The organism is Cellulomonas dongxiuzhuiae, from assembly GCF_018623035.1.
GTDB lineage: Bacteria > Actinomycetota > Actinomycetes > Actinomycetales > Cellulomonadaceae > Cellulomonas > Cellulomonas dongxiuzhuiae.
The window spans coordinates 2,037,352-2,049,541 of record NZ_CP076023.1; the positions used below are offsets into that span (position 1 = coordinate 2,037,352).

The window sequence follows — 12,190 nt, forward strand, 5'->3', positions numbered from 1 at the left end:
ATGCGCATCGTCCTCGGCGTCGCGGGCGGCATCGCCGCCTACAAGGCGGTTCTCCTGCTCAGGCTCCTGCGCGAGCAGGGTCATGCCGTCCGCGTCGTCCCGACGCGCGCGTCCCTCGAGTTCGTCGGGCGCGCGACGTGGGAGGCGCTGTCGGGCGAGCCCGTGACCACCGACGTGTTCGAGGACGTGGACCAGGTGGCCCACGTCGCCGTCGGCAAGGGCGCGGAGCTCCTGGTCGTCGCGCCGGCCACGGCCGACCTGCTGGCCCGCGCGGCCGCGGGGCGCGCGGACGACCTGCTGACCGCGACCCTGCTCGTCGCACGCTGCCCCGTGCTGCTGGCCCCCGCCATGCACACGGAGATGTGGGACCACCCCGCCACCGTCGCCAACGTCGCGACGCTGCGCGCGCGCGGCGTGCACGTGCTGGACCCCGCCTCGGGTCGCCTGACGGGTCAGGACTCCGGCCCCGGGCGCCTGCCCGAGCCCGAGGAGATCGCCACCGCGGCGCTCGCGCTCCTGGAGCCGGCACGCCCGGCCGACCTCTCGGGTCGGCGCGTGGTCGTGTCGGCCGGCGGGACCCGCGAGCGGCTCGACCCGGTGCGGTTCCTCGGCAACCGGTCCTCCGGCCGCCAGGGCGTCGCCCTGGCGCAGGCCGCGACCGAGCGTGGCGCCCTCGTGACGCTCGTCGCCGCGAACGTCGGCGCCGAGGTGCTCGCAGGCCTGAGCCGGGGTGTGGACGTCGTGCACGTCGAGTCCGGTGAGGACCTGCGCCACGCCGTCCGGGCGGCCGCGCGGGCCGCCGACGTCGTCGTGATGGCGGCCGCCGTCGCGGACTACCGCCCCACCACCGCGTCGGACAGCAAGGTCAAGAAGTCGGGCGGTGAGCTGAACCTGACGCTTACCGAGACGACCGACGTCCTGCGCGAGCTGGTGACGGACCCGCCGCGGCGCGGGCAGGTGGTCGTGGGGTTCGCGGCCGAGACCGGGGACTCCGAGGGCTCCGTGCTCGACCACGCGCGCGCCAAGGCGCGCCGCAAGGGTGCGGACCTGCTCGTCGTCAACCCCGTGGGCGACGGCCGGGGCTTCGGCACGTCCACCAACGAGATCACCGTGGTCGACGGTGCCGGCGACGTCGTGACGACGGCCGCGGGCACCAAGCTCGAGGTCTCGCACGCGATCTGGGACGCCGTCGTCCCGGTGCTGGACGGTCGCGCAGCGGGGACCGACGACGCGGCTAGCATGCCCGCATGACCTCCGCGCACCTCCGCCTGTTCACCTCGGAGTCGGTGACAGAGGGGCACCCCGACAAGATCTGCGACCAGATCTCCGACGCCATCCTCGATGCCATCCTCGAGCAGGACACGACCGCCCGCGTCGCGGTGGAGACCATGGTCACCACCGGCCTCGTGCACGTGGTCGGCGAGGTGACGACGTCGGCGTACGTCGAGATCCCCCAGATCGTGCGCGAGGTGGTGCGCGGCATCGGCTACACGTCGTCGCTCATCGGGTTCGACGGCGACTCGTGCGGCGTGTCCGTGTCGATCGGGCAGCAGTCGCCCGACATCGCCGCAGGCGTCGACAAGGCGATCGAGGCGCGTCAGGACGACCGCGACCTCGACCCGCTGGACCTCCAGGGCGCAGGCGACCAGGGACTCATGTTCGGGTACGCCAGCGACGAGACGCCCACGCTGCTGCCGCTGCCGATCTGGCTGGCCCACCGGCTCGCCGAGCGTCTCGCGCAGGTGCGCAAGGACGGCACCCTGCCGGGGCTGCGTCCCGACGGCAAGACGCAGGTGACCGTCGGCTACGACGGGGACACCCCCGTCTCGCTCGACACCGTGGTGCTGTCCACGCAGCACGAGCCGGACCTCGCCGAGTCGACGCTCGCGGCGCAGGTCGCCGAGCTCGTCGTGGCGCCGGTGCTCGCCGACGCGGGGATCGACACCTCGGCCCACCGCCTGCTGGTCAACCCCACGGGCCAGTTCGTGATCGGCGGCCCTCAGGGCGACGCCGGGCTGACGGGTCGCAAGATCATCGTCGACACGTACGGCGGCATGGCCCGCCACGGTGGCGGCGCCTTCTCCGGCAAGGACCCGTCGAAGGTGGACCGGTCGGCCGCGTACGCGATGCGCTGGGTCGCCAAGAACGTCGTGGCCGCCGGCCTGGCCCGGCGTTGCGAGGTGCAGGTCGCGTACGCGATCGGCAAGGCGCACCCGGTCGGCCTCTACGTCGAGACGTTCGGGACGGGGACCGTGCCGGACGACCGGCTGACGCAGGCGATCAAGGACGTCTTCGACCTGCGCCCCGCGGCGATCATCCGTGACCTGGACCTGCTGCGCCCGGTGTACCGGCGCACGGCCGCCTACGGCCACTTCGGCCGCGAGCTGCCCGAGTTCACCTGGGAGCGGACCGACCGCACGGCCGACCTCCTGTCGGCCGTCGGCTGACGCCGCCCGCTCGGGTCAGGGGTGCCGCGGCGCACCCGGAGACCCGGCACCGCCGGTGTCCGCGCCGCGTGGTGGGATGGCACCCGTGACCGACGTCCTGCCCCCCGAGCAGCCCGCGCTGGCGGGCCTCGAGGTGCCCCGAGCGCGACGTCGACGCCTCCCGGCGCCGCCCGGTCCCGCGTCGCGGCTGCCGGTGGCGCGCGTGTGCGTCGACCTCGCGCCTCCCCATCTCGACCGACCGTTCGAGTACGTGGTTCCCGAGACGCTCGACGCGGCTGCGCAGCCGGGGGTCCGCGTCAAGGTGAGGTTCGCCGGGCAGGACGTCGACGGCTGGCTGCTGGAGCGCGTCGACCGCGCCACGCACGAGGGTCGGCTGCTGCCGTTGCGACGCATCGTGTCGCGCGAGCCTGTCGTCGCACCGCGGGTCGCGCTCCTGGCGCGCGCGGTCGCCGACCGGTGGGCCGGCACGCTGGCGGACGTGCTGCGCCTCGCCGTGCCGCCTCGGCACGCACGCGTCGAGGGCGAGGCGCGCCCCGACGCCGCACCGGACGGTGCGGCGCCCGGCACGCACGACGCACCACACGACGTCCCCGCCGTCGACGGCCCGTCCGTCGCCGTGCCGCCCGTCGCGCCCGCCTGGGAGTCGTACCGGGGCGGCCCGGCGTTCCTGCGGCACGTGGCGTCCGGCGGTGCCCCGCGCGCGGTGTGGACCGCGCTGCCCGGCACCGGCGAGCAGCGCTGGGCGGCCGCGCTCGCGCAGGCCGTCGCGACGTGCCTTCACGGTGGCCGTGGTGCACTCGTCGTGGTGCCCGACGGGCGCGACGTCGACCGCGTGTGCGCCGCGCTGCGGGAGGTCGGGCTCGCCGACGTGGCCGAGGGCGGGCCCGTCGCACGCCTCGTCGCGGACGACGGACCGGCGGCCCGCTACCGCGCGTTCCTGGCGGCGCTGCGCGGGCCGGCCCGGGTCGTGGTGGGGACCCGCGCGTCGGCGTTCGCCCCCGTCGCGGACCTCGGCCTCGCCGTGTGCTGGGACGACGGCGACCTGCAGCACGCCGAGCCGCGCGCACCGTACCCGCACGTGCGCGAGGTCCTCGCCCTGCGCTCCGAGCTCGAGGGCGCCGCGCTGCTCGTCGGTGGGCACGCACGGACCGTGGAGGCGCAGCAGCTGGTCGTCTCCGGGTGGGCGCGCGAGGTCGTCGCGGACCGCGCGGCCGTCCGGGCGCGCACCGCGCGGGTCACGGCGCTGACGAGCGTCGAGCTGGCGCGCGAGGGCCCCGCCGCGGCGGCGCGCCTGCCCGGCCCGGCGTGGCGCGTCCTGCGTGACGCCCTGCTGGCGGGCCCCGTCCTGGTGCAGGTCCCACGCGCGGGGTACGTGCCGGTGGTGGCCTGCGTGCGCTGCCGGACACCCGCGCGCTGCAGCACCTGCCACGGGCCCCTGGGTCTGACCCGTGGTGACGGCCCGCCGTCCTGCGGATGGTGCGGTCGGCTGGCGACCGACCGGCGGTGCGACGAGTGCGGTGCGTCCGGCCTGCGCTCCGTGCGCGTCGGGTCGGAGCGCACCGCCGAGGAGCTCGGGCGCGCTTTCCCCGGCGTCACCGTCCGGGTCTCGGGGGCACGGGCCGCCGGGGGCGTCCTCGCGGAGGTGCCGGACAGGCCTGCGCTCGTCGTCGCGACCCCGGGCGCCGAGCCCCACGCGCCGTCCGGCTACGCGGCGGCCGTGCTGCTCGACGCCGCGGTCGCCAGCGCCGGCGAGCGGCTGGGCGCCGAGGTGGACGCGCTGCGCCGCTGGCTGGGCGCTGCCGCGCTGGTCAGGCCCACCGGTGAGGGCGGCCAGGTCCTGCTCGTCGGTGACGGTGCCGCACGCCCCACGCAGGCGCTCGTCCGGTGGGACCCCGCGGGGCTGGCGGAGCGTGAGCTCGACGAGCGCAGGGGGCTACGACTGCCGCCTGCCGTGCGTGTCGCGGCGCTCACGGGCACGCGGGACGCGGTCGCGGCAGTCGTCACGCGCGTGGACGTCCCGGTCCTGGAGGTGCTCGGACCCGTGCCGCTGCCCGTCGACGACCGGGACGGCTCGGCGCTGGAGCCCGAGGTCCGCACGCTGCTGCGGGTGCCCCCGAGCGACGGAGCGGCACTCGCGCGGGCGGTCGCGGCGTCGGTCGCGATCCGGAGCGCACGTCGCGAGGGCGGCACCGTCCGGGTCCAGGTGGACCCGGCCGACCTCCTGTGACAGGCAGGGGGACCGCTCGCGCGACCTAGGATCGAGCCCATGCGTCTGCTCTTCGCGGGAAGCCCCGCGGCCGCCGTGCCCTCGCTCGAAGCCCTCCTGAGATCCCGGCACGAGGTGGTCGCCGTCCTGACGCGACCCGACGCGCGCGTCGGGCGGGGCCGGACGCTGCAGCCCTCGGCCGTCGCGGCCGTCGCACGCGACCGGGGTCTGCCCGTGCTGACCCCGACGACGCTGCGGGACCCCGCCGTGGTCGCGCAGATCACCGAGCTCGGTGTCGACGCGGCGCCCGTCGTGGCCTACGGCGTGCTCGTGCCCCGCGACCTGCTGGACGTGCCCACCCACGGGTGGGTCAACCTGCACTTCTCCGTGCTGCCCGCGTGGCGGGGCGCCGCACCCGTGCAGCACGCGCTCATGGCGGGTGACGAGGTGACCGGCGCGTCGACGTTCCGGCTCGAGGAGGGCCTGGACACCGGGCCCGTGTACGGCACGCTGACCGAGACGATCCGACCGACCGACACGTCGGGCGACCTGCTCGGCCGGTTGTCGACCGCCGGGGCCGAGCTGCTCGTGCGGACGCTGGACGCGCTCGAGGACGGCGCCCTGGAGGCCGTCCCGCAGCCCGCGGACGGTGTGAGCCACGCGCCCAAGCTCACGACGGCGGACGCCCGTGTCCGGTGGACGCACCCGTCGCACGTCGTGGACCGCCGGATCCGCGGCTGCACGCCCGCGCCAGGCGCCTGGACCACCCTGCCGGACGGCCAGCGCCTGGTCCTGGGCCCCGTGCGGCCCGCGCCGGACGTCACGGACCTGCGGCCGGGCGAGCTGCGCGCCGACAAGCGCGAGGTGCTCGTCGGCACCGGCGCAGGAGCGGTGCGGCTCGGTGACGTCACACCCCCGGGCAAGCGGCCGATGCCCGCGGCCGACTGGGCACGCGGCGCACGTCCCGCGGCCGGGACCGTCCTGGGGCTCGACGCCGACACCGCAGCAGCGACGGCGGACGCCCGATGAGCGGCGACGAGCGGCGGGGTCGGGACGACCGCGCGCAGGACGCCCGCCGGGACGCCCGCGGACGCCAGCGCGGCGAGGCGCGCGCCCAGGGCCGTGCCGGACGCACGACGGCCGCACCTGCGAGCCGCGCGCGTGCGGGCGACGCCGCGCGTGGTGCCGCGTACGACACGCTGCGCGCCGTCGAGGGTTCCGACGCGTACGCGAACCTCGTGCTGCCGCCGCTGCTCCGCGAGCGCCGCATCGCCGGGCGCGACGCGGGCTTCGCCACCGAGCTGGCCTACGGGACGCTGCGCCTGCAGGGCCGCTACGACGCGGTCCTCGCCCAGGCGTCGTCCCGCCCGCTCGACCAGGTGGACCGTCCCGTGCTCGACGTCCTGAGGCTCGGCGCCCACCAGCTGCTCGGCATGCGGGTCGCCCCGCACGCCGCGGTCTCCGAGACGGTCGGGCTCGCCCGCGAGCGCGTGGGCGCCGGCGCGGCGCAGTTCGTCAACGCGGTGCTGCGTCGGGTGGCGGAGCACCCGCTGGAGGTGTGGCTCACGCGCATCGCGGACGCGGCCGACCCGGGCGGCGAGGACGCGGTGGCGCGGCTCGCGGTCGTGGAGAGCCATCCGGCGTGGGTCGTGCGGGCGATGCGCGAGTCCCTCGTGGGGTCCGGACGGTCGGCCGACGAGCTGGGGGCGCTGCTGGCGGCGGACAACCTGGCGCCGCGGGTGACGCTCGTGGCGCGTCCCGGCCTGGTGTCGGTGGACGACGTCGCGGAGCAGACGGGCGCGCAGCCGGCCGGGCTGGCCCCCACCGCGCTGGTCATGTCGGGCGGCGACCCGGGGGACGTGCCGGCGGTGCGGGCGGGTCTGGCCGGCGTGCAGGACGAGGGGTCGCAGCTGGTGACGCTCGCGCTGGTGGCGGCGCCCGTGGCGGGGGCGGACGAGCGGTGGCTCGACCTGTGCGCGGGGCCGGGCGGCAAGGCGGCGCTGCTGGGCGCGCTGGCGGCGCAGCGGGGTGCGCGGCTCGTGGCGAACGAGGTGCAGCCCCATCGGGTGCGGCTGGTCGAGCAGGCCCTGCGTGCGGTGCCGAGCGACGCGGTCGAGGAGGTGCGCACGGGTGACGGGCGTCGCGTGGGGGAGCAGGAGCCCGCGTCGTACGACCGTGTGCTGGTGGACGCCCCGTGCACGGGGCTGGGTGCGCTGCGGCGACGTCCGGAGTCCCGCTGGCGGCGGACGCCGGCGGACCTGGCGACGCTGAGCGCGCTGCAGCGTGAGCTCCTGGCGTCGGCGATCGCGGCGGTGCGACCCGGGGGAGTGGTGGCGTACGTCACGTGCTCGCCGCACCTGGCGGAGACGCAGCTGGTCGTGCTGGACGCGGTGCGGGCGGCGGCGCGTGCGGGTACGGCGGTGGAGGTGCTGGACGCGGCGCCCGTCGTGGCGCAGGTCGCGCCCGCGTGGGAGCCGGTGGCGGGTCGCCAGGACGTGCAGCTGTGGCCGCACGTGCACGGCACGGACGCGATGCACCTGACGCTCCTGCGTCGGGTGTGAGGTCCGGTGGGACGGCGCGCGGCCGCGGGCGCGCGGTCCCGGGTGCCGGCTGGGTAGCGTGGGTCCGTGGCCCCCGTGCTGATCAACCCGAGCATCCTGTCCGCCGACTTCGCGAACCTCGAGCGTGACCTGCAGCTGATCGCCTCGGCGGACTACGCGCACGTGGACGTCATGGACCACCACTTCGTGCCGAACCTGACCATCGGCCTGCCGGTGGTGCGTCGCCTCGCCGAGGTGAGCCCGGTGCCCCTGGACGTGCACCTGATGATCGAGGACGCGGACCGGTGGGCGCCGCAGTACGCCGAGGCGGGCGCGGCCTCGGTGACGTTCCACGCCGAGGCGGCGCAGGCGCCGGTGCGCCTGGCGCGCGAGCTGCGCGCCGGCGGTGTGCGCGCGGCGGTCGCGCTGCGCCCGGCGACGCCCGTCGAGCCGTTCCTCGACCTGCTGGCGGAGGTCGACATGGTCCTGGTGATGACCGTCGAGCCGGGCTTCGGAGGTCAGGCGTTCATCGAGGGGACGCTGGCCAAGGTCCGGCGGACGCGTGCCGCGATCGACGCGGCCAGGGCCGCCACCTGGGTGCAGGTGGACGGGGGCGTGTCGCGCGACACGATCGGGCGCATCGCGCGGGCGGGGGCGAACGTGTTCGTCGCGGGGTCCGCGGTGTACGGCGCGCAGGACGTGGCCGGGGAGATCGCGGCGCTCCGGCGCCTCGCGGAGCACCCGGTCGTCGAGGTCTGAGCCACGTCGCGCGGGTGGACGTCGCACGGTCAGGAATGCGGGCTGTGGCATCATCGTTGACGAACACACACGTGCTCCGGGGTCGGTGAAAGTCCGAGCCGGCGGTGACAGTCCGCGACCCGTGAGCCCCGCGAGGGGCGAGCGGTTGACCTGGTGGAACTCCAGGACCGACGGTGAAAGTCCGGATGGGAGGAGACGCGTGCGCGGTGCGCCCCAGGCGCGCCGTGCCGGTGCGGCATGCCGCCCGAGCGACCCCGGAGCCTTCGAGGCGACGGAGGTGCAGGGTGATGAGCGCGACGACCAGTGCGACGTGCGTCCCCGGACCCGACCCGGTGGTGCCGGGCGCTGCCCCGCAGGAGCTCGCGGCGATGCGCCGCGCCCTGGAGCTGGCGGCCCGCGGCCCGTATGGCCCGAACCCGCGTGTGGGCTGCGTCCTGCTGGCGCCGGACGGCACGACCCTGGGTGAGGGCTGGCACCGGGGTGCGGGCACGCCGCACGCCGAGGTGGCGGCCCTGGCCGACGCCCGCGAGCGCGGTGCGCAGGTGCGCGGGGCGACGGCGGTCGTGACGCTGGAGCCGTGCGACCACACCGGGCGGACGGGTCCGTGCTCCGTGGCGCTCCTGGACGCGGGGGTCGCGCGTGTCCTGGTCGCCGTGGCGGACCCGAACCCGGTGGCGGCCGGGGGAGCCGACCGGCTGCGTGCGGCAGGGGTCGACGTCGTGACGGGCGTGCTGGGGGAGCAGGGCGTCGAGGCCCTGGGCGCGTGGCTCCCGGCGGTGCGCGGCGGCAGGCCGTTCGTGACGCTGAAGATCGCCACGTCGCTCGACGGTCGGGTCGCGGCTGCCGACGGCACGAGCCGCTGGATCACGTCCGACGTCGCGCGGCGGCACGCGCACGCGCTGCGGCAGCAGGTCGGTGCGATCGTCGTGGGGACGGGCACGGTGCTGCTGGACGACCCGTCGCTGACGGCGCGCGCGGTGGACGGGTCCCTGGTCGAGCAGCAGCCCCTGCGTGTCGTCGTGGGGTCGCGCGACGTGCCGCCGGGGGCGCGGCTGCGCGGGCCGGGCGGCGAGCTGGTCCAGGTCAGGACCCACGACCCCGCCCGGGTGCTCGCGGTGCTGCACGAGCGCGAGGTGCGGCACGTCCTCGTCGAGGGCGGTCCGACGCTCGCGGCGGCGTTCCTCGCGGCGGGCCTGGTCGACGAGGTGCACGCGTACGTCGCACCGGTCCTGCTGGGGGCCGGTGCGGGCGCCGTCGGGGACCTGGGCATCACCACGATCTCGCAGGCGCTGCGGCTGGTGCCGAACCAGGTCCTCCCGCTGGGGCCCGACGTGCTCGTCGTCGCCACGCCGCAGCACCCGCCGGGCGGCCCTGCCGCCCCGGCCCCACGCACGTCCACCGAGGAGGAGATCTGATGTTCACCGGGATCGTCGAGGAGATGGGCACGGTCGTGGCCCTGGTACCGGGTGACGGCGCGGAGGCGGACGCGCGGCTGCGGGTCCGCGGGCCGCTGGTCACGTCGGACGCGTCGCTGGGCGACTCGATCGCGGTGAGCGGCGTGTGCCTGACGGTCGCGGAGCTGCCGGGCGACGGCTCGTTCGTCGCGGACGTCATGCCGGAGACCCTGCGCCGCTCGGCGCTGGGCGACCTGGCGGAGGGCGACCCGGTGAACCTGGAGCGTGCGCTGGCGGTCGGCGGACGGTACGGCGGGCACGTCGTGCAGGGCCACGTCGACGGTGTGGGCGTCGTCCGGTCGCGCCGTCCGGGGCCGCGATGGGACGAGGTCGAGATCGGTCTGGACCCGGCGCTCGCGCGGTACGTCGCGGAGAAGGGGTCGATCACGGTGCAGGGCGTGTCCCTGACGGTGACGCACGTGGGCGACGACTCGTTCGGGGTCTCGCTGATCCCGACGACGCTGCAGGTCACGACGCTGGGTGCGCTCGCGCCGGGGGCGCCCGTGAACATCGAGGTGGACGTGCTGGCCAAGTACACCGAACGGCTGCTGGCGACCGCGGGGGTGACGCGATGAGCGCGGACATCCGGCTGGGCACCGTCGAGGAGGCGCTCGAGGCGCTGCGTGCCGGTCGGCCCGTGGTCGTCGCCGACTCCCAGGACCGGGAGAACGAGGCGGACGTGGTCCTCGCGGCCCAGTCCGCGACGCCCGAGTGGGTGGCGTGGACCATCCGGCACTCGTCGGGCTACCTGTGCGCGCCGATGCCCGCGGCGCGGGCCGACGCGCTGGACCTGCCGCTGATGGTGCCGCACAGCCAGGACCCGCGGCGCACGGCGTACACGGTGACGGTGGACGCCGCGACGGGTGTCACGACCGGGATCTCCGCGGCCGACCGGGCGCGCACGCTGCGCGTCCTGGCGGACCCCGCATCCGGCCGGGGCGACCTGATCCGGCCCGGGCACGTCCTGCCGCTGCGCGCGGTGCCCGGTGGGGTGCTGCACCGCGCGGGACACACCGAGGCGGCGGTCGACCTGTGCCGGCTCGCGGGCCTCGAGCCCGTCGGCGCGATCGCCGAGCTGGTGCGCGACGACGGCCACATGGTCCGGCTGCCGGAGGCGGCGCGCATCGCCGCCGACGCGGGGCTGGTCCTGCTGACGATCGCGGACCTGCGCGCGTGGCGTGCCGAGCACGACGGCCTCGAGCCCGCGGACGTCGAGCCGGACGCAGCGCCACGCGTGCACGCCACGCACACGGCGTACCTGCCGACGCGCCACGGCGACTTCCGCATCCACGGGTTCCGCGACCTGCGCACGGGCGACGAGCACGTCGCCCTCGTGTCGACATCGGGCCTCGCCGACGAGCCGACCGTGCGGGTGCACTCGGAGTGCCTGACCGGTGACGCGTTCGGCTCGGCGCGCTGCGACTGCGGCCCGCAGCTCGACGCGGCCCTGGAGATCGCCGCGGCGGAGGGCGGCGCCGTGGTGTACCTGCGGGGCCACGAGGGCCGGGGGATCGGCCTGCTCGCGAAGGTCGCCGCCTACGCGCTGCAGGACGACGGGCGCGACACCGTCGAGGCGAACGTGGACCTCGGGTGGCCGGCGGACCGGCGCGAGTACGGCGCCGCGGCCGGGATCCTCGCGCAGCTCGGCGTGCGACGCGTGCGGCTGCTGACCAACAACCCCGCCAAGGTCGCGGGGCTGCGCGCGCACGGCATCGACGTCACGCAGGTGCGCGGCCTCGAGGTCGGACGCACCCCGCACAACGAGGCGTACCTGCGCACCAAGGCCACGAGCATGGGCCACGCGCTGCACCTCGACGGCGACACGCCAGGCACACCGCGCCTCGAGCCGGCCGTGCGCGTCGCACCCGTCCTCGCCGGCCCCGCACCCGCGGGCGCCGACACCACCGACCACACGTTCGACCCTCTGGAGGAGCTGGCATGAGCGGCGCAGGCGCACCCACCCTGGACCTGGACGGGCACGGCCTGCGGGTCGTCGTCGTGGCGGCCAGCTGGCACACCGAGGTGATGGACGGCCTGGTCGCCGGTGCCCAGCGCGCACTGGCCGAGGCGGGCGTGCAGGACGTCACGACCGTGCGCGTCCCCGGCTCGTTCGAGCTGCCCGTCGCCGCGCAGCGCGCGGCCGGCACGGCCGACGCGGTCGTCGCGCTCGGCGTCGTGATCCGCGGCGGCACCCCCCACTTCGACTTCGTGTGCCAGGCGGCCACCTGGGGCCTGACGGAGGTCGCCCTGCGCACCGGTGTGCCGGTGGGGTTCGGCGTCCTGACGTGCGACGACGAGCAGCAGGCGCTCGACCGCGCCGGCCTGCCCGGATCGCACGAGGACAAGGGCGCCGAGGCCGCGCAGGCAGCCGTCGCGGCGGCCCTGACGCTGCGCACCCTGGCCGACGCGTGACGGACGCGTGTGAGCCGCGGGTCGGACGCGTGTGCGCCGCGGGTCGGACGGGCGTCTAGGCTCGACGCGTGAAGTCGTTCGAGGAGCTCTTCGCCGAGCTGTCCCACAAGGCCGCCACCCGCCCCGACGGGTCGGGCACCGTCGCCGAGCTCGACGCCGGCGTGCACGCCATCGGCAAGAAGGTCGTCGAGGAGGCCGCCGAGGTCTGGATGGCCGCCGAGCACGAGTCCGACGAGCGTGCCGCCGAGGAGATCTCGCAGCTGCTCTACCACCTGCAGGTGCTCATGCTCGCCAAGGGGCTGACCCTGCAGGACGTGTACGCGCACCTGTGACGGCGACGCCGCCCGCCCTTCCCCCGACATCCCCCGAACC

Annotated in this window: 11 protein-coding genes and 1 riboswitch; all 11 genes read left to right on the top strand. The window is 76.5% G+C overall.

Translation table 11 applies throughout. The features are described 5' to 3' along the window. Nucleotides 1-1,251 carry a bifunctional phosphopantothenoylcysteine decarboxylase/phosphopantothenate--cysteine ligase CoaBC gene (gene coaBC, locus KKR89_RS09165; protein ID WP_208195075.1) on the top strand — a complete coding sequence of 417 codons (1,251 nt, stop codon included), beginning with the start codon at nt 1-3 and terminating at the stop codon, nt 1,249-1,251. Next, nucleotides 1,248-2,447: a methionine adenosyltransferase gene (metK, locus tag KKR89_RS09170; RefSeq protein WP_208195076.1), complete on the top strand. Its 1,200-nt coding sequence runs from the start codon at nt 1,248-1,250 to the stop codon at nt 2,445-2,447. The genes coaBC and metK overlap by 4 nt, the downstream gene beginning before the upstream one ends. Nucleotides 2,448-2,523: 76 nt before the next feature. Further along, nucleotides 2,524-4,674, top strand: coding sequence for a primosomal protein N' (locus KKR89_RS09175; RefSeq protein WP_208195077.1), 2,151 nt, complete (start codon nt 2,524-2,526; stop codon nt 4,672-4,674). 39 nt (nt 4,675-4,713) lie between these two features. Next, nucleotides 4,714-5,682 (top strand): methionyl-tRNA formyltransferase, encoded by a 969-nt coding sequence (gene fmt / locus KKR89_RS09180; RefSeq protein WP_208195078.1) that lies wholly within the window; start codon nt 4,714-4,716, stop codon nt 5,680-5,682. Beyond that, nucleotides 5,679-7,214, top strand: coding sequence for an RsmB/NOP family class I SAM-dependent RNA methyltransferase (locus KKR89_RS09185; RefSeq protein WP_208195079.1), 1,536 nt, complete (start codon nt 5,679-5,681; stop codon nt 7,212-7,214). Before fmt ends, KKR89_RS09185 begins: the two co-directional genes overlap by 4 nt. A 66-nt stretch (nt 7,215-7,280) precedes the next feature. Then, nucleotides 7,281-7,952 carry a ribulose-phosphate 3-epimerase gene (gene rpe, locus KKR89_RS09190; protein ID WP_208195080.1) on the top strand — a complete coding sequence of 224 codons (672 nt, stop codon included), beginning with the start codon at nt 7,281-7,283 and terminating at the stop codon, nt 7,950-7,952. A 67-nt stretch (nt 7,953-8,019) separates the two neighbouring features. Then, nucleotides 8,020-8,153: riboswitch (FMN riboswitch) on the top strand. A gap of 86 nt (nt 8,154-8,239) precedes the next feature. Further along, the gene (gene ribD, locus KKR89_RS09195; RefSeq protein ID WP_372438469.1) at nt 8,240-9,367 is read left to right on the top strand and encodes a bifunctional diaminohydroxyphosphoribosylaminopyrimidine deaminase/5-amino-6-(5-phosphoribosylamino)uracil reductase RibD; all 1,128 of its coding nucleotides are present in this window, start codon (nt 8,240-8,242) and stop codon (nt 9,365-9,367) included. Beyond that, a complete protein-coding gene (locus KKR89_RS09200) occupies nt 9,367-9,981 on the top strand; it encodes a riboflavin synthase (RefSeq protein ID WP_208195081.1) in 615 nt (204 codons plus the stop codon). The genes ribD and KKR89_RS09200 overlap by 1 nt, the downstream gene beginning before the upstream one ends. Continuing rightward, a complete protein-coding gene (gene ribA, locus KKR89_RS09205; protein WP_208195082.1) occupies nt 9,978-11,348 on the top strand; it encodes a GTP cyclohydrolase II in 1,371 nt (456 codons plus the stop codon). Before KKR89_RS09200 ends, ribA begins: the two co-directional genes overlap by 4 nt. Next, a complete protein-coding gene (gene ribH / locus KKR89_RS09210) occupies nt 11,345-11,818 on the top strand; it encodes a 6,7-dimethyl-8-ribityllumazine synthase (protein WP_208195083.1) in 474 nt (157 codons plus the stop codon). The genes ribA and ribH overlap by 4 nt, the downstream gene beginning before the upstream one ends. Before the next feature lie 68 nt (nt 11,819-11,886). Then, nucleotides 11,887-12,150: a phosphoribosyl-ATP diphosphatase gene (locus KKR89_RS09215; protein ID WP_208195084.1), complete on the top strand. Its 264-nt coding sequence runs from the start codon at nt 11,887-11,889 to the stop codon at nt 12,148-12,150. Nucleotides 12,151-12,190: the final 40 nt, after the last annotated feature.